This window comes from Pseudomonas sp. B21-059 (genome assembly GCF_026016285.1).
Lineage (GTDB): Bacteria > Pseudomonadota > Gammaproteobacteria > Pseudomonadales > Pseudomonadaceae > Aquipseudomonas > Aquipseudomonas danubii.
Map to the genome: position 1 here is coordinate 3,894,948 of NZ_CP087201.1, position 21,347 is coordinate 3,916,294.

29 protein-coding genes are annotated in these 21,347 nt (G+C 59.9%); 14 read left to right on the forward strand and 15 right to left on the reverse strand.

Features of this window, described 5'->3' with window-relative positions:
• Positions 1 to 54: 54 nt before the first annotated feature.
• The 3 genes from LOY69_RS17095 to LOY69_RS17105 form a co-directional block, all read right to left on the reverse strand.
• A complete protein-coding gene (locus tag LOY69_RS17095) occupies positions 55 to 906 on the reverse strand; it encodes a c-type cytochrome (protein WP_413787147.1) in 852 nt (283 codons plus the stop codon).
• 65 nt (positions 907 to 971) lie between these two features.
• Positions 972 to 1,622 carry a c-type cytochrome gene (locus tag LOY69_RS17100; protein ID WP_265073280.1) on the reverse strand — a complete coding sequence of 217 codons (651 nt, stop codon included), beginning with the start codon at positions 1,620 to 1,622 and terminating at the stop codon, positions 972 to 974.
• 157 nt (positions 1,623 to 1,779) lie between these two features.
• Positions 1,780 to 2,130 carry a hypothetical protein gene (locus LOY69_RS17105; protein ID WP_102863253.1) on the reverse strand — a complete coding sequence of 117 codons (351 nt, stop codon included), beginning with the start codon at positions 2,128 to 2,130 and terminating at the stop codon, positions 1,780 to 1,782.
• Positions 2,131 to 2,339: 209 nt separating this feature from the next.
• Here LOY69_RS17105 and LOY69_RS17110 point away from each other — a divergent pair, with 209 nt between their 5' ends.
• The 9 genes from LOY69_RS17110 to modC all read left to right on the forward strand — a co-directional run bounded on the left by LOY69_RS17110 (position 2,340) and on the right by modC (position 9,473).
• Positions 2,340 to 2,642 (forward strand): DUF1883 domain-containing protein, encoded by a 303-nt coding sequence (locus LOY69_RS17110; RefSeq protein WP_011061687.1) that lies wholly within the window; start codon positions 2,340 to 2,342, stop codon positions 2,640 to 2,642.
• A 32-nt stretch (positions 2,643 to 2,674) separates the two neighbouring features.
• On the forward strand, positions 2,675 to 2,845 hold the full coding sequence (locus LOY69_RS17115; RefSeq protein ID WP_162884057.1) for a hypothetical protein: 171 nt from the start codon (positions 2,675 to 2,677) through the stop codon (positions 2,843 to 2,845).
• A gap of 103 nt (positions 2,846 to 2,948) precedes the next feature.
• The gene (locus LOY69_RS17120) at positions 2,949 to 3,665 is read left to right on the forward strand and encodes a 2OG-Fe(II) oxygenase (protein WP_110596602.1); all 717 of its coding nucleotides are present in this window, start codon (positions 2,949 to 2,951) and stop codon (positions 3,663 to 3,665) included.
• Positions 3,655 to 4,335 carry a DNA oxidative demethylase AlkB gene (alkB, locus tag LOY69_RS17125; RefSeq protein WP_265073281.1) on the forward strand — a complete coding sequence of 227 codons (681 nt, stop codon included), beginning with the start codon at positions 3,655 to 3,657 and terminating at the stop codon, positions 4,333 to 4,335. Before LOY69_RS17120 ends, alkB begins: the two co-directional genes overlap by 11 nt.
• Before the next feature lie 85 nt (positions 4,336 to 4,420).
• A complete protein-coding gene (gene ada / locus LOY69_RS17130; protein WP_110596600.1) occupies positions 4,421 to 5,494 on the forward strand; it encodes a bifunctional DNA-binding transcriptional regulator/O6-methylguanine-DNA methyltransferase Ada in 1,074 nt (357 codons plus the stop codon).
• A 167-nt stretch (positions 5,495 to 5,661) separates the two neighbouring features.
• Complete coding sequence (locus tag LOY69_RS17135; protein WP_265073282.1) at positions 5,662 to 6,726, forward strand: NAD(P)H-dependent flavin oxidoreductase; 1,065 nt, start codon at positions 5,662 to 5,664, stop codon at positions 6,724 to 6,726.
• 211 nt (positions 6,727 to 6,937) lie between these two features.
• Positions 6,938 to 7,705 carry a molybdate ABC transporter substrate-binding protein gene (gene modA, locus LOY69_RS17140; protein ID WP_123394285.1) on the forward strand — a complete coding sequence of 256 codons (768 nt, stop codon included), beginning with the start codon at positions 6,938 to 6,940 and terminating at the stop codon, positions 7,703 to 7,705.
• Complete coding sequence (modB, locus tag LOY69_RS17145) at positions 7,706 to 8,386, forward strand: molybdate ABC transporter permease subunit (protein ID WP_102863247.1); 681 nt, start codon at positions 7,706 to 7,708, stop codon at positions 8,384 to 8,386.
• A 4-nt stretch (positions 8,387 to 8,390) separates the two neighbouring features.
• Positions 8,391 to 9,473, forward strand: a complete 1,083-nt coding sequence (modC, locus tag LOY69_RS17150; protein WP_102882598.1) for a molybdenum ABC transporter ATP-binding protein — start codon at positions 8,391 to 8,393, stop codon at positions 9,471 to 9,473.
• Positions 9,474 to 9,668: 195 nt separating this feature from the next.
• Here the strand turns inward: modC and LOY69_RS17155 are convergent, their stop codons facing one another.
• Positions 9,669 to 10,424, reverse strand: a complete 756-nt coding sequence (locus LOY69_RS17155; RefSeq protein WP_102882654.1) for a carbonic anhydrase — start codon at positions 10,422 to 10,424, stop codon at positions 9,669 to 9,671.
• Positions 10,425 to 10,828: 404 nt separating this feature from the next.
• On the opposite strand from LOY69_RS17155, the gene LOY69_RS17160 reads away from it, so the two are divergent.
• Both LOY69_RS17160 and LOY69_RS17165 read left to right on the forward strand, forming a co-directional pair.
• Positions 10,829 to 12,469 (forward strand): ABC-F family ATP-binding cassette domain-containing protein, encoded by a 1,641-nt coding sequence (locus tag LOY69_RS17160; protein ID WP_265073283.1) that lies wholly within the window; start codon positions 10,829 to 10,831, stop codon positions 12,467 to 12,469.
• A gap of 88 nt (positions 12,470 to 12,557) precedes the next feature.
• Positions 12,558 to 12,860 carry a VOC family protein gene (locus LOY69_RS17165; protein WP_213665319.1) on the forward strand — a complete coding sequence of 101 codons (303 nt, stop codon included), beginning with the start codon at positions 12,558 to 12,560 and terminating at the stop codon, positions 12,858 to 12,860.
• Positions 12,861 to 12,909: 49 nt separating this feature from the next.
• Here LOY69_RS17165 and LOY69_RS17170 read toward each other — a convergent pair whose 3' ends face one another.
• From LOY69_RS17170 to LOY69_RS17185, 4 genes are all read right to left on the reverse strand, one after another.
• Complete coding sequence (locus LOY69_RS17170) at positions 12,910 to 13,230, reverse strand: YbjQ family protein (RefSeq protein ID WP_102863244.1); 321 nt, start codon at positions 13,228 to 13,230, stop codon at positions 12,910 to 12,912.
• A 144-nt stretch (positions 13,231 to 13,374) separates the two neighbouring features.
• Complete coding sequence (locus tag LOY69_RS17175; RefSeq protein WP_162884058.1) at positions 13,375 to 13,533, reverse strand: hypothetical protein; 159 nt, start codon at positions 13,531 to 13,533, stop codon at positions 13,375 to 13,377.
• 227 nt (positions 13,534 to 13,760) lie between these two features.
• Positions 13,761 to 14,153: an MliC family protein gene (locus LOY69_RS17180; RefSeq protein WP_102882596.1), complete on the reverse strand. Its 393-nt coding sequence runs from the start codon at positions 14,151 to 14,153 to the stop codon at positions 13,761 to 13,763.
• A complete protein-coding gene (locus LOY69_RS17185; RefSeq protein ID WP_213665320.1) occupies positions 14,150 to 14,782 on the reverse strand; it encodes a GNAT family N-acetyltransferase in 633 nt (210 codons plus the stop codon). The genes LOY69_RS17180 and LOY69_RS17185 overlap by 4 nt, the downstream gene beginning before the upstream one ends.
• 203 nt (positions 14,783 to 14,985) lie before the next feature.
• Here LOY69_RS17185 and LOY69_RS17190 point away from each other — a divergent pair, with 203 nt between their 5' ends.
• Positions 14,986 to 15,558 carry a hypothetical protein gene (locus LOY69_RS17190; protein ID WP_265073284.1) on the forward strand — a complete coding sequence of 191 codons (573 nt, stop codon included), beginning with the start codon at positions 14,986 to 14,988 and terminating at the stop codon, positions 15,556 to 15,558.
• A gap of 59 nt (positions 15,559 to 15,617) precedes the next feature.
• Positions 15,618 to 16,391: a methanethiol S-methyltransferase gene (gene mddA / locus LOY69_RS17195; protein ID WP_265073285.1), complete on the forward strand. Its 774-nt coding sequence runs from the start codon at positions 15,618 to 15,620 to the stop codon at positions 16,389 to 16,391.
• Between the two features lie 132 nt (positions 16,392 to 16,523).
• On the opposite strand, the gene LOY69_RS17200 is transcribed toward mddA, so the two are convergent.
• The 3 genes from LOY69_RS17200 to LOY69_RS17210 all read right to left on the reverse strand — a co-directional run bounded on the left by LOY69_RS17200 (position 16,524) and on the right by LOY69_RS17210 (position 18,090).
• The gene (locus LOY69_RS17200) at positions 16,524 to 17,255 is read right to left on the reverse strand and encodes a transporter substrate-binding domain-containing protein (RefSeq protein ID WP_265073286.1); all 732 of its coding nucleotides are present in this window, start codon (positions 17,253 to 17,255) and stop codon (positions 16,524 to 16,526) included.
• A 493-nt stretch (positions 17,256 to 17,748) separates the two neighbouring features.
• Positions 17,749 to 17,886, reverse strand: coding sequence for a PA0050 family protein (locus LOY69_RS17205; RefSeq protein WP_240322014.1), 138 nt, complete (start codon positions 17,884 to 17,886; stop codon positions 17,749 to 17,751).
• Positions 17,887 to 17,949: 63 nt separating this feature from the next.
• Positions 17,950 to 18,090 (reverse strand): PA0050 family protein, encoded by a 141-nt coding sequence (locus LOY69_RS17210; RefSeq protein ID WP_003083582.1) that lies wholly within the window; start codon positions 18,088 to 18,090, stop codon positions 17,950 to 17,952.
• Positions 18,091 to 18,264: 174 nt separating this feature from the next.
• Here LOY69_RS17210 and LOY69_RS17215 point away from each other — a divergent pair, with 174 nt between their 5' ends.
• Entirely contained in the window at positions 18,265 to 18,735 is a 471-nt protein-coding gene (locus LOY69_RS17215; RefSeq protein ID WP_170004001.1) for a GNAT family N-acetyltransferase, read from the forward strand.
• Positions 18,736 to 19,015: 280 nt separating this feature from the next.
• Here the strand turns inward: LOY69_RS17215 and LOY69_RS17220 are convergent, their stop codons facing one another.
• From LOY69_RS17220 to LOY69_RS17235, 4 genes are all read right to left on the reverse strand, one after another.
• Positions 19,016 to 19,399, reverse strand: a complete 384-nt coding sequence (locus LOY69_RS17220) for a cytochrome c (RefSeq protein ID WP_265073287.1) — start codon at positions 19,397 to 19,399, stop codon at positions 19,016 to 19,018.
• Positions 19,400 to 19,838: 439 nt separating this feature from the next.
• Entirely contained in the window at positions 19,839 to 20,246 is a 408-nt protein-coding gene (locus LOY69_RS17225; RefSeq protein ID WP_102882589.1) for an acyl-CoA thioesterase, read from the reverse strand.
• Between the two features lie 316 nt (positions 20,247 to 20,562).
• Complete coding sequence (locus LOY69_RS17230) at positions 20,563 to 20,757, reverse strand: hypothetical protein (protein ID WP_110596589.1); 195 nt, start codon at positions 20,755 to 20,757, stop codon at positions 20,563 to 20,565.
• Positions 20,754 to 21,314, reverse strand: a complete 561-nt coding sequence (locus tag LOY69_RS17235; protein ID WP_265073288.1) for a glycoside hydrolase family 19 protein — start codon at positions 21,312 to 21,314, stop codon at positions 20,754 to 20,756. Before LOY69_RS17235 ends, LOY69_RS17230 begins: the two co-directional genes overlap by 4 nt.
• Positions 21,315 to 21,347 lie beyond the last annotated feature (33 nt).

A 21,347-nucleotide genomic window follows, 5' to 3' on the forward strand; every position in this document is an offset into this window, starting at 1 on the left:
GACGATGCCGCCAAGGCTTGAACCCGGGCGGCATCGTTGACGATAGGAGATAGTTTATCGGATGCCCTGGCCTATCAGCACGCCCTCTACTGTCTGACCGTACAAATTTACCCCGTCATTGGCGTGAAACTTGATTCGGGTCTTCTCGATGGAGCCCTCCACCAGACGCGGGTCCTGGGGCCGCTCGTGGCTGTTGACGAAGGCCGCCACATCCCAGGCCTGCTGGTCGCTCAGGCTGCCGCCCTTGCCTAGGGGCATGTTGTGCTTGATAAAGGACGCCGCCGTATTGATCCGATGCATCCCCGCGCCCCAGTTGTAGGAATCCTTGCCCCAGAGCGGCGGCATCACATAGTCCGCACCAGCCTTCTGGCCCTGACCTTGCTCGCCATGGCAGACCGCGCATTGCGCCTGATACACCGCCGCGCCCTGCTTCAGGTCATAGCCCTTGGCAGGCTGGGCCACATCCGGATACCCCCTTCCAGGCAGCTCCACGCCCAGGGGCGCCTTGCTCGCCAGCCAGTACGCATAGACCGACAGCGCAGTAATCTCCGGACTGTCCGCCGCCGGCGGCTTGCCACCATTCATGCTGAACTGGAAGCAGCCCTGCAAGCGTTCGGCAAAGGTGTTCACCTTGTCGTTCTTCTTGCGGTAGGCGGGATACATCGGATAGGCGCCCCAAAGCGGCGCGGAGTTGGCCAGGCGGCCCTGGTCAAGGTGACAGTTGCTGCAATTGAGCCCGTTGCCCACGTACTGCGGCGCCAGGCGCTTGGTGTCGACAAACAAGGCATGACCTTCGCGCACCAGCTTGCCGTAGGCATTGTCCGGTAACTCGCTCTCGGCCGGCGGCTGGAAGTACTGGGTATGAGCGGAAGCGTTTGGCGCCGGTATCTGCGACTGATCCTCCATGGCGATGGAGGCGGCCTGAACTTGAACGGCAAGCAACGCCATCAACGGCCCGGCAATCAATAGTTTCATGGCCGCGCCTCCTGAGGTTGCAAGCTGGCAAAGTAGTCCGCCACTGCGGTGACTTCTTCGGCACTCAAGGACTTGGCGACATGCCCCATCAGGTCATTGGGGTCGTTGTGCCGACTGCCATCGCGCCAGGCATTGAGTTGCGCCACCAGGTAGCCTGCCGGCTGTCCGGCCAGGGGCGGAAAAGCCACACCGACACCGACACCGCCAGGCCCGTGACAACTGACGCATTCGGGAACCTGCCGCTCCCAGGCGCCCCGCAAGGCCAGGCGCTCACCGACACCGCTGGCGGCCTGGCTACGGCCGATCGCTTGGGTTTTCGGCCCGGGCATGGCTGCGAGGGTACCGGTCACGGCGGTGATTTCATCTTCGCTCAACGCCTCGGCCAGAGGCTGCATGACCGGACTGCTGCGTGCACCGCTGCGAAAGTCGTGCAACTGCTTGGCCAGATAGCCCGCCGGCAAGCCGGCAAGACGCGGGAACCCGGCGGGGGCCAGGCCCATCGCGTCCGCTCCATGACAGGCCAGACAAGCTGTTGCCCCTGGCTGGGTGCCGCCTTGGGTGAAGACTTTCTGCCCATCCACGGCGTGGGCAGATTGTGCAATCAGTAGCATCAGGCCACTCAATAGCATTCGATCCAGTGGGATCATATGGACTCCATTATTCTAGTTATATGCTTAGACCCAGCGGGCATAAGCACACAAATAGTAGGGCAATCGATCCATAGCGACAATGCGAAATTGGTGCGGGTATCTGATGCTGCTCACGAGAGCCGTTTCGGGCCCTGGCGCGGCCCTGGGCTTGGGGTCAGCCGGAGATGCAGGCCTCCCCCGCCTTGCGCACATCCTGTGGCCGCAGGGGGTTGTTGGACATTTGCTCGTGCAGCTTGATGCTGCTGCCGCCGGAACGCTCATCGATGTAGAACACCGCCGCCGGAGCCGCCGACAGGCTCTGCGGGACGATCACCCGGTAACCTTCCTTGCGCGGCTCAACCTGCAGTGCGCCACGGCTGCCGGAAAGTTTCCCGGACAGGCAATTGGCGTACTCCTGGGGCTTCTTGCCAGAGATGACACTCAGGGTCGGCGGCGTCTGGTTGATATCCGAGACGGAGGCACAACCGCTGATGGCCATGGCCAGAACCCACACCCAGCGCTTCATATAAAATCTCCAATAAAAATCCATCCGACAGCACAGGCGCTGCTTTTCTCCAGAGGCACGGCTTTATCGCCGATAAAAATCCAAATAACTGTTTTAAATTGTCAAAGCCCGAGGCCGGGGCCGAATAATAACCCTTTGGGCCTGATAAACTGCGCCATCGCCCACGCCAACGTTTTGTTTTTGTAGATATAGCCCTTCTGGAGGCGCCCATGAAATTCATCCACCAGCGCGAGCACCTGAACGAAGACGATATCGTCGTCATCGAATGCTCCCAGGTCTGCAACATTCGCCTGATGAGCGACGCCAACTTCCGCAGCTTCAAGAATGGCGGTCGTCACACCTATCACGGCGGAGCCTTCGACAAGTTCCCCGCCAAGATCACCGCCCCCAGCACCGGCTTCTGGAACATCACCATCGACACCGTCAACCGGCGCCCCATCAGCGTGACCCGCAAGCCGAACCTGACTCACTCGATCCGCATCATTCGTCGCTCCAGCTCGAAACTGCGCTAAGCCCCAACCTCCTCGCTACAACAGGTAACCCCGTGCCTCAGACCACCAAATACGTCATCAAATACAAGCTCAATGGTGAGCGCCGCTTCGAATTTGCCCAGCTTGAAAACGGTACCCAGGAAGAGGCCCGGGCCGCCCTGGAAGCCCTGCATGGCCAGTCTGACGACGTCATCAGCGACGTCAGTGTCAGCAAGGCCTTGTAGGCCGTCTTTGCCCAAGACCGATTCAAGCGCAAGCAGCGGAGTGTGCATGGGGTGCCTGAGCCCCAGACTGGAGGAAATCTCTTGCACCCAGGACACTCCCGCCATGCCTGTTTCCTCGCTCCAGGATCGCCTGCGACAACTGGACTGGGCCCGTATTGAGCAGGCCCTCGACGAGGACGGCTGCGCCCGCCTCGAAGGCCTGCTGACGGCCGGCCAATGCCAGTCCCTCAGGGACCTGTACAAACACCCTGCGCTGTTTCGCTCGAAAGTGATAATGGCCCGCCATGGATTCGGCCGTGGCCAGTACCAGTACTTCCGTTACCCCTTGCCGGAGCCGGTTGCCGAGTTGCGCCAGCAGCTGTATCCGTATCTGGTGGACCAGGCCAATCGTTGGAACCAGAGCCTGAATATCGACATCCGCTACCCGGCAGAACATTCGGCATTCATCCAGCGTTGCCAGAGCGCGGGACAACAGCGCCCCACTGCGCTGTTGCTGCAGTACGGCCCCGAGGACTACAACTGCCTGCATCAGGATCTGTATGGCGAGCACGTATTTCCCTTGCAAGCGGCCTTCCTCCTGTCCCAGCCTGGAACGGAGTTCACCGGCGGCGAACTGGTACTCACCGAGCAGCGTCCGCGTATGCAGTCACGGCCACAGGTCATTGGTCTGAAGCAAGGTGATGGGGTGATATTCGCCGTGCATCATCGGCCGGTAAAAGGTTCCCGCGGGTACTATCGAGTCACCCTGCGCCATGGTGTCAGTCGCGTGCACAGCGGCCAGCGCCACACCCTTGGAGTGATTTTTCACGATGCCTTGTAGCCATGAGCCGCCCGGCAACCTCGGGCTTTTCGATGAAAGCGATCTGCAACAGCCGGCACGCATCGAGGTGCTTGGCCCCCAGTCACGCGTCCTGCGCGGCTTCGCCCTGCCGCGGATCGAAGGGCTACTGCCACAACTTGAGGAAGTGCTGGCCGCGGCGCCGTTTCGCCACATGATCACACCCGGCGGCTTTACCATGTCCGTCGGCTTGAGCAGTTGCGGTCAGTTGGGCTGGACCAGCGACAGCAACGGCTATCGCTACAGCCCCATTGATCCGCAAAGCCTGCGTCCCTGGCCGGCAATGCCCGAGGTGTTCCGCCAGTTGGCGCAGACGGCAGCCGAAACCGCCGGCTTCAAAGGCTTCAACCCCGACTCGTGCCTGATCAACTGCTACCGGCCCGGCGCGAAGATGTCCCTGCACCAGGACAAGAACGAACGCGACTTCAGCGCCCCCATCGTCTCCCTGTCCCTGGGTCTGCCGGCAATGTTCCTTTTCGGCGGCCAGCAGCGCAAAGACAAAAGCCAGCGGGTGCCATTGCTGCACGGCGATGTGGTGGTCTGGGGCGGCGTCGATCGCCTGCGCTATCACGGGGTGCTGCCCCTCAAGGACGGCAGCCATCCCCTGCTCGGCCAGCAACGGATCAACCTGACCTTTCGCCGTGCCGGTTAAGAGGTAGAGTTCAACCGCAAGCCCCGGAGTGCCGATCAGGCACCGGGCCGTTAATCTGGCCGCCACTCCGCGCCGAGCACCGACCATGAATGCCCTGACACGCAAACAACAGATTGAACAGGACCCACGCTGGCAAGCCGTGCTCAAACGCGACGCCCGCGCCGATGCGACGTTCGTCTATGCCGTCCGGACCACCGGGGTGTACTGCCGCCCCAGCAGCCTGTCGCGCCTGCCAAAGGCGGAAAACGTCGAGTTCTTCGACAGCGCCCAAGAGGCCGAGGCGGCGGGTTATCGCCCGAGCAAGCGTCAGGCCAGCGACCAGACCCAGGTCGCCGCGCACCATGCGGCACTGGTGGCCGCGGCTTGTCGGCAGATCGAGGCCGCCGAGTCGGCCCCCAGCCTGGAGCAACTGGCGCAGCATGCGGGCGTCAGCAGCTACCACTTTCACCGGGTATTCAAGGCCGCCACCGGACTTACACCGCGGGGCTACGCCAATGCGCAACGCTCGCGCAAAGTCCGCAGCCATCTGCAAAGCGGGCACACGGTGACCACCGCCCTGTACGACGCCGGCTTCAACTCCAACAGCCGTTTCTATGAAGCTGCAGATCAGTTGCTGGGCATGAAACCCAGTGACTACCGCGCCGGCGGGCCCAACACCGATATCCGCTTCGCCGTGGGCCAGTGCTCCCTGGGCGCGATCCTGGTGGCCCAGAGTCACCGGGGCGTCTGCGCCATCCTCCTCGGGGACGACCCCACCCCGTTGGTGGAGGAACTGCAGGACAAGTTTCCCCGCGCCAACCTGATCGGTGCCGACGCAGATTTCGAACGCCTGGTCGCCCAGGTCGTGGGCTTTGTCGAGGCGCCGGCCATCGGCCTGGACCTGCCCCTGGACCTGCGCGGCACCGCCTTCCAGGAACGAGTGTGGCAGGCCCTGCAAAGCATTCCCGTCGGCAGCACCGCCAGCTACGCCGAGATCGCCCAGCGCATCGGTGCCCCCAAGGCCATGCGCGCAGTGGCCCAGGCCTGCGCGGCCAACACCCTGGCGGTGGCGATCCCCTGCCACCGGGTGGTGCGTAGCGACGGCAATCTTTCCGGCTACCGCTGGGGCGTGGAGCGCAAGCGTCAGTTGCTGGAGCGCGAAACGCTGTCCGAGGCCTGAGTCCCGATGGAGATCGCCAGCGAATCGGCGCTGGTATAGACCTCAAAGTCCGTGGCAAATGCCCGATCTTGAGCGCCCCCGGGAAAAGTCAGCTGGCCGAGGACGCCCCTCTCCTGCTAAAAACCACCGGCTGCCTCGTCCAATCCTGCCGCCGGAGAATCATGCACATGAGCCAATGGACCGATAGTCGCCTCCTCGATCTGCTGGGCATCGACCTGCCCATCATTCAAGCCCCCATGGCGGGCGCCAACGACTCCGCCATGGTGATTGCCGTGTCCCGGGCTGGCGGTCTGGGCTCGTTGCCATGCGCCATGCTCACCCCGGAACAGATCCGCCAGGAAGTGCAGGTCATTCGCTCGGCCACTCGGCAGCCGCTGAACCTGAACTTCTTCTGCCATCAGGCACAGGCCGTGGACAGCGCGCAGGAGAGCCGCTGGAAGAACGCCCTGCAACCCTACTACCGGGAACTGGGCGCCGACTTCGATGCACCGACGCCGGTCAGCAATCGGGCGCCCTTCGACGAAGCGGGTTGCCAGTTGGTGGAAGAGCTGCGGCCCGAGGTGGTGAGTTTTCACTTCGGATTGCCGGAGCCGGCGCTGCTGGCCCGGGTCAAGGCCACCGGGGCCAGGGTGCTCTCTTCGGCCAGCACCGTGGACGAAGCCCTATGGCTCGAAGCGCGTGGCTGCGACGCGGTGATTGCCATGGGCTACGAAGCCGGTGGCCACCGGGCAATCTTCCTCAGCGACGACCTCAACACCCAGGTGGGCACCATGGCCTTGGTGCCGCAGATCGTCGATGCACTGAAGGTACCGGTGCTCGCCGCCGGTGGCATCGGCGACGCCCGGGGCATTGTCGCGGCCCTGGCTCTGGGCGCGTCGGCGGTCCAGCTGGGCACTGCCTACCTGTTCACTCCGGAAGCCAACATCAGCGCCGCCCATCACCGGGCGCTGCGCACCGCCAAGGAAAGCCAGACCGCACTGACCAACCTGTTCACCGGCCGCCCCGCTAGAGGCATCGTTAACCGGGTGATGCGCGAAATCGGCCCCATCAGTTCCCTGGCGCCAGCGTTTCCCCGCGCCGGCGGAGCCTTGCTGCCGCTGAAGGCCAAGGACGATGCCGACTTCGCCAATCTCTGGTCCGGCCAGGCCCTGCGCCTGGGCGTGGAGCTGCCAGCCTACGAGCTGACCCTGCGCCTGGCCGAACAGGCCCTGGTGCAGCTCAAGCGGCGCTGACCGTCCGGCGCCGCGACCACGGTCGCGGTGCTGGTTACCGCACCGGTTAATGTGCCGGTTGCAGCCCTTTGCCAGCGAGGCCTGCGGCACAGTTCCGCTGATCGAGAATTCGCTATATATTTCGCTATACAGCGACACTCGCTGCCCTGGGTGCAGATTCCCTCCGAGCATTCGCTGCCCAACGCGCCCTTCTCTCCAATGGAGCTGTTCGATGAACCTTCGTGCTTCAGGTTTTGCCCCGACTTGCCTCGCTAGCCTGCTCGCCCTCTTCGCCTTCGGCTCGGCCCAGGCCGCTGAAGTCCAGGTGGCGGTCGCTGCCAACTTCACCGCACCGATCCAGGCCATCGCCGCCGACTTCGAAAAAGACACGGGCCACAAGCTGGTGGCCGCCTACGGTGCCACCGGGCAGTTCTACGCCCAGATCAAGAACGGCGCGCCTTTCGAGGTCTTCCTCTCTGCCGACGACAGCACCCCGCAGAAGCTCGAAAGCGAGGGCGATATCGTCAAGGGCTCGCGCTTCACCTACGCCATCGGCACCCTGGCCCTGTGGTCGGCCAAGGACGGCTACGTCGACAGCCAAGGCCAGGTACTCAAGGACAATCAGTACCAGCACCTGTCCATTGCCAACCCCAAGGCGGCGCCTTACGGCCTGGCCGCGACCCAGGTGCTGGCCAAGCTGGGCCTGACCGACAAGGTCAAGGCCAAGATCGTCGAGGGCCAGAACATCACCCAGGCCTATCAGTTCGTCTCCACCGGCAACGCCGAACTGGGCTTTGTCGCCTTGTCGCAGATCTATAAAGACGGCAAAGTCACCAGCGGCTCAGCCTGGATAGTCCCGGCCCAGATGCATGATCCGATCAAGCAGGATGCGGTGATCCTCAACAAGGGCAAGGACAACCCGGCCGCCAAGGCGCTGGTTGACTACCTCAAGGGACCCAAAGCCGCCGCCGTCATCAAATCCTACGGTTATCAACTGTAAATGAGCCTTTCGAGTGCCGATTTTTCCGCCATCTGGCTGACCCTTAAACTGGCGTCCCTGACGACCCTCATCCTGCTGGTCATCGGTACTCCGATTGCGTTGTGGCTGTCGCGCACCCGCTCCTGGTTGCGCGGGCCGATCGGCGCCGTGGTGGCACTGCCCCTGGTATTGCCACCTACGGTGATAGGTTTCTATCTGCTGCTGGCCCTCGGGCCCAACGGCTTCTTCGGCCAGTTCACCCAGTCCCTGGGGCTGGGCACCCTGACCTTCAGTTTCAGCGGCCTGGTGCTGGGCTCGGTGATCTATTCCATGCCCTTTGTGGTGCAACCGCTGCAAAACGCCTTTTCTGCCATTGGCAGCCGCCCTCTGGAAGTGGCCGCCACCCTGCGCGCCAATCCCTGGGACACTTTCTTCTCGGTGATCCTGCCCCTGGCCCGGCCGGGCTTCATCACCGCCTCGATTCTCGGCTTTGCCCACACCGTCGGCGAGTTCGGCGTGGTGCTGATGATCGGCGGCAACATCCCTGACAAGACCCGGGTGGTCTCGGTGCAGATCTACGATCACGTCGAGGCCATGGAATACGCCCAGGCCCACTGGCTGGCCGGAGCCATGCTGGTGTTCTCGTTCCTGGTGCTGCTGGCGCTGTACTCCAGCCGCAAGACCCGTGCTGGCTGGAGCTGAGTCGATGAGCATTCACGTCAAGCTGAACCTGGACTACCACGACTTTGCCCTGGACCTCGACCTGCAACTGCCGGGGCGCGGCGTCACCGCGCTCTATGGCCATTCGGGCTCGGGCAAGACCACTTGCCTGCGCTGCATTGCCGGCCTGGAAAAGGCCGGACGTGGGCGGATCCAGATCAACGATGAAATCTGGCAGGACAGCCAGCGCAAGCTGTTCGTCCCGCCCCACAAGCGCTCCTTGGGTTATGTATTCCAGGAGGCCAGCCTGTTTCCCCACCTGTCGGTCCAGGCCAACCTGGAGTTCGGCCTGCGCCGCATTCCCCGGCAGCAGCGCCGGGTGGACATGGCCCAGGCCACCGAGTTGCTGGGCATCGGCCACCTGCTCCAGCGCCACCCGCAGAACCTCTCGGGCGGCGAACGCCAGCGCATCGGCATCGCTCGAGCCCTGCTCACCAGCCCACGGCTGCTGCTGATGGACGAACCCCTGGCGGCCCTGGACTCGAAACGCAAAGGTGAAATCCTGCCCTATCTGGAGCGGCTGCACGACGAGCTGGATATCCCGGTGCTGTACGTCAGCCACTCCCAGGATGAAGTGGCGCGGCTGGCCGACCATATCGTGCTGCTCAGCGACGGCCGCGCCCTGGCCAGCGGTCCCATCGGGCAAACCCTGGCACGACTGGATCTGCCCCTGGCTCTGGGGGATGACGCCGGGGTCGTGGTGGAAGGCCGGGTCAGCGACTATGACGCGACCTACCAACTGCTGACCCTGCAACTGCCCGACAGTCAATTACAGGTGCGCGTGGCCCACCAGCCTCTGGCGCTGGGCAAATCCCTGCGCTTCAAGGTCCAGGCCCGGGACGTCAGCCTGAGCCTGCAGGCCAGCGAACACAGCAGCATTCTCAATCGCCTGCCGGTGACCGTCAGCGACGAGATTCCCGCAGATAACGCCGCCCACGTCCTGGTACGCCTGGACGCGGCCGGCACCCCGCTGCTGGCCCGCATCACCCGCTACTCCCGGGATCAGCTCGACCTGCACCCCGGCCAACAACTCTGGGCGCAGATCAAGGCGGTGGCGGTACTGGCATGACACCGGGCAAGCCAGCCCTCTGGCATGCGCGCCGAACCGGCACCGATCGCCTGAGCTTCACGTTGAAACGCGCCTGGGTATAAAAAAGAGGTCATTACACTAGAACGAGTTCGATTACTTCATCGTAGTTGCCCGGGACTCTCGATCCATCGAGCAACTACGACAAATGACGACACTGTTTCAGAGGGAAATAGTTCAGGTAGTAAATTCAACCACTCCGCCGTTCAAGTGATACATGGCACCGACTATTTTTATTTTCCCTTCTTTTTCCAACTGGCTCAGTATGGAACTTTCCTGGCGAATTTCATTGATGGTGTTCTGCACGTTGGTCTTGGCCACTGCATCCACAAACTCATCGTTCTTACTGCTGCGTTCTCCAGCGTACTTAGTTGCACCGATGGCCGGTTTGATCTTGTTCAGCAGCCCGGTCAGGCTACCCAATTCGACATTGTCGATAGCACCTTTGATGGCGCCACATGCGGTATGCCCCATCACCAGAATGACTTTGGCCCCGGCGGCCGCACAGGCGAACTCCAGACTGCCGATCAGGTCACTGTTGGCGACATTCCCGGCGATACGGGCATTGAAGGTATCGCCAATCCCGGCATCCAGAATGATCTCCGCCGGCGCCCGTGAATCAATGCAACTGAGGATCACCGCCGCCGGAAACTGCCCACTCGCACTGGCTCTTTTCTGTGCCAGATAGTCGTGTTGATCCATTTTTCCGTTGCGAAAGCGCAGGTTGCCTTCCTTCATACCGGCAATGACTTGATCCGGCGTCATGTTATCGCGCTCTTCCTTGCTCAAGGACGCGGCATAGGAAAAACTTGATATACCCAGCCCCGCCCCTGTGACAATACTGACAGCAGTCAAACCCAGCGCTGTTTTCAACACCGTACGTCTACTACTGGACGAGCATTCTTCACAATTATTAGTAACGTTGTTTTGCATGTCAGTTACCTCGAACAATAAATTCCGGGGATTCACCACCTGAATTAAAGTTCGCACCTCAAACTTAGTCAACCCAACAAAACCCGAACAACCCAAAGATCAAAAAACTGCAATTAAAACAATAACAACAAAGAATAAAAAAACTTTCACATTGATAATTCCCAGTCTCGCTCCAGGGCTGAGGAGCCTTCTGCGGGACCTGAAGCAAACGGCGCAATCCATATGAAAGTTCCCGTCGGCGAATCAGCGGGCTTGTCAGCCAGATAATTCCGCGGTTAGGCTACGCACCTTCTTTCCCGTCCCTGGACGATTGCCGACGTGAACAACTAAGCCTTCCCAAAATGTCTTCGCAATGAGCCCTGCAAGTGCTCATTGGCCTGCTAACACATTTTCCGGAGGTGCTGATGACTCACGTCACCCGGCTGCCTGCGCTGGTCTCACTGAACCAGCTGACTTATCAATTCGCCAATGGCGAAACCTTGCTCGATGCCCTGACCCTCAGCTTCGATCGCCTGCCCACGGCCATAGTCGGGCGGAATGGCATGGGTAAATCCCTGTTGCTGCGCCTGATCGCCGGAGAACTGCAGCCCTCTTCCGGCAGCCTCAATTGCGCCGCCAGCCTCGCCTATGTCCCCCAGGACCCGCTGCCTGCTCCGCAGCAGACGGTGGCCCAAGTCGCAGGCGTCGCTGAAACCCTGCGGGCCCTGCAGCGCCTGGCAGCCGGTAACGCCGACCCGGAGGACCTGCTGCGGGTGGATGACCGCTGGGACCTGGCCGAGCGCCTGCGTCAGGCTCTGGATGAGGCCGGCTTGCAACACCTGGAACCGGATCATCCGGCAGCGAACCTGAGCGGCGGGCAACTGGCCCGAGTGGTGCTGGTCGGTGCTCTGCTCAGCGACGCCGAGCTGCTGTTGCTCGACGAGCCCAGCAACCACCTGGACCGTGCCGGACGCCGCTGGCTGATGGAGCAACTGCGCCACTGGCGCGGCGGCTTGATCCTGGTCAGCCATGACCGCCAGCTGCTGATGCAGGTACAACGCATCGTTGAGCTCAGTCCCCAGGGAGCCCAGGTCTACGGCGGCAACTACGCGCTGTACCAGGCTCAGCGTCAGGCCCATGACGATGCCGCCCAGGCGGCACTGGAACACGCCCGCACCCAGCGCAGCCGTGAACACAAGCGTCTGCAACGCGAGCACGACACCATCCAGCGCCACGCCGCTACATCGCGTAAATACGCCAAGACCGCCAACATCTCCAGCTTCGAGCGAGCCAAGATACTGGGCGCCGCCCGGGACATCATGGGCCAGGTGCGTCACAACCATCAGGGGCACAAGAGCGCCCTTGATGAGCAAGTACGCAGTGCCTATGCCCGGGTTGCCGCGCAACAACCGACCCTGCTGACCCTGCCCGATACCACCCTGCAGGCAGGCCAGCCAGTGCTCAACCTGCAGCAGGCGCAATTGCCCTGGCTAGACCGCCGGTCGCCGGCGTCCTGTCTCACCTGCAACGTCAGCGGACCGGCGCGCATTGCCCTGGTCGGCCCCAACGGTTGTGGTAAATCCACATTGCTGAAGATGCTCGCCGGTCAATTGCAACCCCTGAGCGGCGACTGCCGGGTGACGGTGAACAGCGCCTATTTGGACCAGCACCTGCTGCAACTGGCCCCCGGCACCTCATTGCTGGAGCAACTGGCCAAGGCCGCTACACCACTGGAGGAAAGTGCCTTGCGCACCTGCCTGGCACGCCTGCAACTGGATGCTCGGCGGGTGCAGCAACCCTGCGCCCTGTTGAGCGGCGGAGAGCGACTGAAAGCGGCGTTGGCGCTGGCATTGTGGGGGGGCAGCCCGGCGCGCTTGCTGCTGCTCGACGAGCCAACCAATCACCTGGACCTGGAATCGGTACAGGCCTTTGAACAAGCCCTGCGGGACTACCCCGGGGCACTGGTAGTGGCGTCCCACGATCAGGACTTCCTCCAGGCCCTGGCACCGACCCATGAGCTGCAATGGTCCCCACGGGGCTGGGAGTTACTGGAGCGTCGCCAATAACACAGTGCCTTACCGCAAAAAACCGCGGACAGGCGCGTGCCCATGCTAGGTTCACGTCCTCTTATCCATAGACAAGGAGCGTCACGCCATGCAGTTCGGCTACACCATCATCTATGTGCCCAAGGTCGAAGATTCCCTGGCCTTCGCCGATCACGACCTGGCAGAACTGAACTTCAAGGCCGGCCACGTCGCCGCCCATTCCTCGCCGCAACCCCTGGGCATGGAACTGGGACTGGTGACCGACGACGTCCATGCAGCCCATGCCCGAGCCCTGGAACAGGGCGCACAGGAACTTGCGGCCCCCAGCAGCAAACCCTGGGGGCAGACGGTGTCCTACGTGCGTTGTCCGGATGGCACCCTGGTGGAGCTCTGCACCCCAGTGGGTGCTTGAGTCCAGGGAGGACGGGAGGAAGTCGGGCAGCAGGAAGTCGGGCAGAACGTTACTTGAGCTTGACGGCGGTCCCGGTGGCAAACACCACCACCATGCCGCCACGCCCTGAAGGCATGCTGATCTCGAAATCCACGCCGACCACTGCGTCGGCGTTGAACTGACGGGCCCGCTCCTTGATTTCACTGGTGGCCTGGATCCGCGCTTCCTTCAAGGCGCGCTCCAAGGTCTGAGAGCGACCACCAAAGAAGTCGCGCATGCCGGCAAAGAGATCGCGGACCACGTTGATACCCTGGACGGATTCAGCACTGACGATATCCAGATACGCGGCAATTTCCCGACCTTCGATATGGGCGGTGGTGGTGACAATCATGTATTTCTCCCTTGAACAGACATTCCGTCCCGAATTCCCGGGACATTAAGGCTGGCGATGGTATCAGAGCGACGGTGAGGGTCGGTCATGGGCAACAATGGCGTCGCCACACACAACAGCCCCGCTCTGGAGCGGGGCTTGGGATCAGGGCTTCAAGGGCCGTTCTTCGTCCAGTTCCGACAGGCTCTTGCCATCGTCCGGGTGTTTCCAGGTTTGCGGTGGCGGCTCCTTGTGTTCGACCTGGTACTGCGCCGCCTCGTCACTGCGCTCCTGCTCATAAGGGCGTTGCTGTTGTGTTGCCATGCCCACCTCTCTTCCTGAAGGGATTTTTAACTCGCCATTTCAGGTTAGAACAGATCCGGCAACGGCTCGTTTTTGCCGACAAAACACACCCTGAGCAAGATGAAACTTCTTTCACCCAGACGCTAACTCCGTCTGCGTATAGTTGCTTCGCTCATTCAAGCAACTACAGTTCGCCCGCGCGCTCGCGCGGGCTTTTTTTTGCCTCAAGCCCCTCTGCGGGGGAGCTGTTACTGCGGATCAATCTCCTGGCAGTCCTTGAGCAGTTGCTGCTCCTTGGCGGTGTGATCTGCCTCCAGGAACGACAACACGCCCAGCTTGCCCTTGGTGTGCCAGCGAAAGCTGTTCTGTTCGTCGTCTGCCACATACAGCGCGCCGGAAGCCGAGCGAGCAATGTGCATGGGAATCAATTGGTCCTTGTAGTAGAGCGTGGCAAACGAGGTGCCATTGTCGATATTCAGATAGGCCGCATCGATGCGGACATTACCCTCGCACTGATAGCGCGCCACCTGGCTCTGATAGGTCGGCTCAGGGGCGGGCGCCTGCGCCTGGGCAGCCTCGGTCAAAATCGGCAGGGCCGAAGCCAGAGCTGCGGCGCAGAGCGTTGCGAGACGAGTTTTCACGGTATTTCCCCCGATTGGTCAAAGATGCCCCATGGGACTGGTGACAGCGATTTTAGTTCATGCCCGAGAGGCTTCACCCTGCGCTGCGAACCGTTCCAGGACAGCGGCTTGATCATGATGCGCACCCGGTGCCGTAACTGGCCTAGCTCGATCCCATCGCGGGTACGAGCCTCAACATAGCCACAGGCTCTCCAGAAGCCCTCGGCCCGCACGTTCGCGAACACCACGCTCAGGCGCAGCCAGCGCGCGCCCATTCCGGCCGCCCAGTCTTCAAGCTCGCGATGCAGCTGCCGGGCAATGCCCCGGCCCCGCAGCGAACTGGCCACCATGAACAGACCCACGTGCCAGACCCCGGGCGCCAGCAGATCGCTGACGATACTGACCATGGCCACCAGGGCACCTGTCCCGTCGAAGTAACCGATCTTCCACTTGCGAGTGAAGGACCAGCCCTCTGGCAAGCGGTCATCGATTTCATCGCGGGCTTCGTCCGGCTGCGGTGCACAGCCGTGAACAATGTGGAAGTAGTCCGGATTCTCAACGAAGAACGCCTGCAACCGCTCGACATCCACCAAGGTGATCTCCCTGACTAACAGTCCAGTGGATGAATGAGGCAATGGTCCTTGTTGCATGGGGTAACGCTCCGAAAGGGCCACAAGACCCGAGCATGAAAAGGCGATCCTAGCGCTCCCTGTGCAACCGGGGGCATGGCTAATTTGTTGAAAAAATGTGTAAGGCACTCTGCCAGACCAAGACTCAGGCAGGCGCCAGGACTTATCATCGACGCCCCTCGCCAGCGGCTCAGCCCGGCCCCACCCAGCAGCGGATTCCAACCATGTCCACCCCTCTGTCTTCGCCGGGCTACCAGCGTTTGCTGGCCCTACAGCAACGCATCCATGACTTCACCCGGGACCAGGCAACCGAGCGCGACGACCACCCAGAAGACCTGACGGGGCCGCTGTGGGTCAGTGACTACAACTACCTGGCCCTGGCCCCGATACGTGGTGGCCTGCATCTGGAGTTTCATGGCGAGCTGTGGGAAGAGCCCTTTGCCTGGACCCTGGAATGCCTCGCCGACCAGGCAGTGGCCGACACCCTCAGTTCCCTGGCCTTTTCCGGCCCGGACCAAGGGGCAAACGGCACCCGCGAATGGGAGTTCACGCCCTTGTTGGACAGCGACGTGAACTTTCCCATTCTCAGGTCGCTGTCGGTTCGCCCCAGCGAGCCCCAGGATCACAATGCCTCGCTGATCCAGAAAGCCGGCATGCTGATGGAGGAAGCAGGAGAGAAAGCATTTTGCCCGGCAAGTATTTCCCTGGCGGCATCTAGTGCAGCCGGATCCGGGACAACGCTGAAACAGCCAAGGAACAGCAAGCGACAATCAGTGCTAGGTTTAAGCGTCGATTAATTGAGTTTCCACTTTGGGCGCAAGTTTGCAGTCTCCGCCATGACCGAAAGGAATCGTTCATGAACGCGGACTACAAACCGAAAAAAACAACCGGAAACACTGCCAAAAACCTGCTTTATCTGCTCTACAGCATCTGCAGCTACGTGATTTTTCTCCTGACCTTCCTCTACTTGATTGGTTTTCTCGGTTCGTTGTTGGTACCAAAAAACATTGACTCAGGGGTATATCGCCATGGGCTGGTTGCAACAGTTATAGATATCGCCCTTATCACCCTGTTCGCGGTCCAGCACAGCGTCATGGCCCGCGAAGGCTTCAAGAAAAAAATAACCAGGATCATTCCCGCCCCCATAGAGCGAGCGACTTATGTTCTATGCAGCAGCCTGATGCTGATCCTCTTGTTCATCCTGTGGCAACCCATCCCGGCCAAGGTATGGAGCGCTCAGTCCGAGGTGCTCAGGGCGTTGTTGAACGGCTTGTACTGGGCGGGATGGGGACTCGCATTACTGACGACGTTTCTGATCAGTCATTTGGAGTTGTTTGGTTTGAAACAGGCTTTCCGTGGTTTCTACAAAACTCAGCCCGAGCCCCTGAACTTCATTACGCCTTGTCTCTACAAAGTTGTTCGCCACCCCATGTACCTGGGTTTTCTCATCGCCTTCTGGGCAACGCCTGAGATGACTATCGGACACCTCGTGTTCGCACTGACCTGCACCGCTTACATATTCGTGGGAACCCATCTCGAAGAGAAAGACATGGCCAGAGTCTTTGGCAAGCAGTACCTGGCTTATAAACAGCAGGTTGGCATGCTGCTGCCTTCACGCAAAAAGCCCTGAGTTGCGAAGAAGGTTGAACGCTCTTGAAATCCTGATTGGGAGGACGTCTCCAACAGTCACTCCCCTCCCCCACAGGTCCTGCAAGAGAAACGCACCTGCCGTCGACATGGATCTGATATGACCAATACGCCGCTATTGAAGAGGCGCGACAGTCACATCGGCCTGCCCGCTCCGGGCCAGTGCGGCCTTGACGAATCCTTCGGCCTTCTTGCGCTTGATGAAGTCCCTGACATAGGTCGCGCCTGCTTCCCGCTGCCGCGGCACTGCCATGGCCTGACGAATAGCCGTAAACGCACCCTCCAGTACACGATAACCCGCAGTGTTTGCCGCCATCTGTTCCAGGGGTTGGCGCACGCCGGCCGCCGCATCCAGATGCTGGTGAAGATAAAGATCGATCGCACCCGCCGAGGTTTCCGCCCGTTCAAGCTGAGCATGTTTCAACGTACGCGACAGAAACAGGTCATAGGCCGCGCCTTTGCCCACTGCCAACCGCAGGCCTGGCTGGTCGAGATCCTCGACCGCCTGGAAAGGTGAATCCGCCGCCACCAGATAGGTGCCCTCAATGATGACGTATGGCTCGCTGAAGGCGATCTGCTCCTCACGCACCGGCTCGATAGCCAGAAAAGCGACATCCCAGACGCCCTCCTCCAGCGCCGCAAAGACCTTGCCGGCAGCATCGAAAGTGGCGCACTGCAAACTTACGCCGAGTTCTTCAGCCAGAGCTTCTGCCAAGGCGACCGACACACCTTGCGGCGAACCATCGCTACCTTTTTGCGCCAGGACTGGGTTGCCAAAGTTAATCGCGGCCCGCAGCACGCCTTGCGGTGCCAGGTCGTCCAGGACCGCGCGGTTGATAGCACTCATGTTTTGCTCCGTGAATGAGGTTCAGTGAAAAGCAGGACCGATTTAGCCGATACAACTACCTGATGAGCTCTGACTAGCGCGTAACTGTCAACGCACTCACACAGCAGCCACCTCAATCCTTCTGCCGTTGCGACCAACCGATAATCATAAAGACGCTCCCGGGTATCCAAAAACCGGGGTTCGAGGTTCCCATCCCTACAGCAAGCAAGGTCATGCCAACTACGAACAATGGCTGCCGGAACACATTTTCCATAACAAAAGAACCTCCTGAAAAAACCAGCCTCATTTAATCAGAAACTCTCCGTTTAAGTGCAGTCAACACCACATACCGTCTACCGCGCTCGGTTGGAGCGCCTGCCGATGTTTTCTCAAGGCAATAAAGAACCCGCTCAGGGCGGGTTCTAAGGGAGCCGCTTAAAAGCCTGCTCGGGAGTGGACAGTACCAGCTTCAGAAAGCAGGTCCGGATTCAACCGGACCTGCCAGATGACCTGCCTAAGGGCATTCACAGGTAGACGGACCAAACACCGGGCCACTGCACGGGTCCTTGGATGGGCCAAATACCGGGCACGCGGCCTGGGCAGTCAGGGAAAAACCACAAAGCAGCAGTACAGCCAACATGACTTTCTTCATTTGTAACCTCCTGGTCAGTAGACGAGCAATCCATGCCCCCCCTGTCGAGGGCACAAGCCAATATCAGGGACATTCGCAAACCGTAGGCCCTAGAACCGGTCCCGCACAGGGATCTTCCCCAGGCCCCAGTACGGCGCAATCCGCCTGCGCCGTCAGTGAGAACATCCACAACAGCAGCGAAGCCGCCAACATTTTCCTTTTCAATGTGATCTCCTTGATCGAAACAATGATAACTATCCGTGTTCGCCCCTGTAGCCAGGCCATTACCCGCTGAAGGCTCAAACACCCGTCCCTCACGCACCTACCGCCAGATCGGTCCGCGAGCACGCCAAAGGACCCGAAACAGAAAAGACCAGTCACGTCGGTTGCGCCAGTGCGGTGTATTGTCGCGCCAGAGGCGAAGCGGATCCGAAGTCATCATTCCTATCGGATAGGCTAAGACCTTGTCCAACGCGCTATCAGGAGTCCGTTTTTCACCATTGGTTTAACGAGGCACTTGCTTCAAAAGGCGCGCTTATCGTTATCGATCGCAGCCATAACCAAGTGATTGGCTCCTCTCGCTATTACGAATTCGATGAGAAGAAACGAGAAGTGACGATCGGGTACACCTTCCTGGCTCGTGATCGTTGGGGAGGCGAAACCAATAGAGAGTTGAAACATTTAATGCTGCCCCATGCATTTCAATGGGTGGACACTGTTTGGTTTCACGTTGACAGCCAGAACGTTCGCTCTCAACGCGCCATGGAAAAAATCGGCGGGCGCCTCTCCCATCGCGCCATCAGACAACTCACTGATCGCACTCAAGAGTACCTGCTCTACAAAATAGAGAAGCCGAGTCGCTTTGATTAATACAAAAGCCCGGCATTTGGCCGGGCTTTGCATTTCACATACAGGAGCATTCAGCTATGCACCACCAATACACTTCCTGTCTATTTCAAGCTCACCGCGAACCTGGACTTCTCGCAAACCAATCTCGGTTGCTCGTGAGCCCTTGACTCCAGCAGAGCACTCACCATAGATCTGTGAGCCTTGCACACCCGAGTATCTCATGCACTTGTACATGATCAGTCACTGGCAATGAAGGATGCCGCGCCCCCTTAGAGCTCTGTACCCGCGCCTCCTCTAAAAATCATCGGCTTTTTAAAATCACACCACTCATATATTGATTTAAATCGCGAAAATCATTAACCCGCCAAGAGAATGGCGATAGCTTTACACCATTCTCCCGTAAAGTTCTTGGAATCAAGTCGCCATTGGGTCGCAGTATTACTGATGAAACAATAACGCCTGGATAATCATTTAGGCGCTTTTTAAATGCGGATGTCGTTAGATCAGGCGTGGGCGGATTGCTTTTATTTGCCAATGGCCCCGTCCCCTTGATATCTGCTCCGTGACACATAGCGCATCGCTGCAGATAGAGATTTTTTCCATTGGCATTATCCGCGAAGGATAGGGATGCTTGAATCAACGACATAACCCCTAGCGAAACGATGAGCACTACTTTTGCTTTCATTTTTTATGTGGCCTTATTGGACAAACAAGATCTGAATCGCAGGAAAACCCCGGTCATACCTCTACAACACTCAACTCTCTCGAGAACATCTAGACCGAGATTATTCATTAGCAAGGTGCTTACCCCCCGAGAAGTAAACTTCAGACCAAACGGTATTTCGCTTGACATGCCCGACCACTAGCCTGATATCAGCTCGTTGATTTAACAGAACTGATCCTAATGACCGTGATTAGAAGCCCGCCATTCTCCTTCGAGACGCTCTTGCGTGCAACGATCGTCCAGAAAGGCTAATGAACAATCCCCTCTAGAACTGGCCGACGGCATCAGCAGCACGCAATTCAGTGGTGACGCGCTGCACGCCAGGAAACTGGGTGAGCTGGAAAAAGGTTAAGCCCGCACGCGCCACGCCCAGTCTGTCTCGTCCAATCGACTATAACGCTCATGGCTGGAGTAACGCCCGCAGTTGCAAAGGAACCTCAATAACTTCTCTGGTAATCGGTGAGACGCAAACGTGTGTAAGGCTAGAAGTAAATGCCATAACATCTGGTGTCAAACTGCCCTCGACTAAAAATGTGAACGAGTGAAGCCCAACACTGGAAACACTTACCTTAATTGAAAGCTCGTCATCCCAAGTGACCGGATGAAGAAACTCTAGCGAGAAGGCCCTTGCTGGAGGCAGTAAATTAAAACCTAGCAGCGTTCTTAATCCGGGACCGGACAGCCAAACTGTAAGTGCATCATGAACGGCCTCAACCACAAAGTACGAAAACCTAGGTGTATAGACAATCCCCTCCGGATCACAGTCGCCGAACAATACCTTCCTCTTGATAATCACTGAGTTCGGCACAAGATCAATCCTTAATATTGAGTGACGAAGTTATAACAACCAACTCGCAGCTGCTGTTTGCCCAAGGACACGATACCTCCCTCCCTTCTCCACTGCATAGACGGTATAGCGGCCAAGGACGAAGTCATTTCTGAAAAAAGTCGTGATGCAGCAATCCCCAGAAGCCGCGAGCATCGAGACCGTGGCCGGCTGGGTCGCCGCCGATGGACGTGTCTGGGGTAACAATGAGCATATACCGCGCTGGTGCGGCGCTACGTGACTTCAGCAAGCGTCAGCTCAAGGGAATGCTCCACTTTGAAGGTGTCGTGCGTGGCCGTCAGACTGTTAAGCAAGGAAAGACCAGGGCCCAAGCCTGTTTGTCGCCGGCGTCACGGGCATTCCAGCGCGCTTGCCACTCTTTGTCCTTTGCCAACAGGCCTTGGTTGTATGAGTCCGTCAGCGCCCAACCTGCCAGGGCAAGCAGTAGCAGCACCAGAGCGACCCCGCCAACCTTTATCGCCAGGGCGTTCATACCAGCACCTTCAGCGCCAGGTCATACAGCTCCTTGCGATCTGCAGCGCCATTTGGAATCCGCCCTGGCTGCCCGGTGTTGATGATGCTGCCAATGTCTGGAAAGCGGCCGGCGTCGGCGAGCTCGTTGAGCCCATGCTGCGCCCACCACCACGCGGCAGACTGAGCGGCCTGCTCTGGTTGCTCAAGCAGTTCGGGCTGGATTTCAAGCGGCAGGCCCAGGCCTTCACCGGCTGCGCGGTAGTTGCTGCGGCCGGTGAGTTGAATCAGCCCGCGCCCGCGGTAACGGAAACCATCGCCAGAGGCCTCCGGGCCATTGCCCATATGCCCGCCGTAAACAGCATCGCCGAAGTGCTCCGGCTTGCCGCCCAGTTCATCCGCCCGCAGCACCAACGAGCGCCACCGGCTGCCAACAGCGGAGGCCTGGCCTATCTGGCGGATACGGTCGGCGCGGTAGTTGAGGTTTTCCACAAGGTTGCACAGTTGGCCCGACTCATGACCGACCTGCGCCAGAAACGCAGCCTGACGCAGGCGGGAATCGATCTTCCAGCGGGCCATGGCGCGGTTGAGCGTAGGAACAAAAACGCCCGC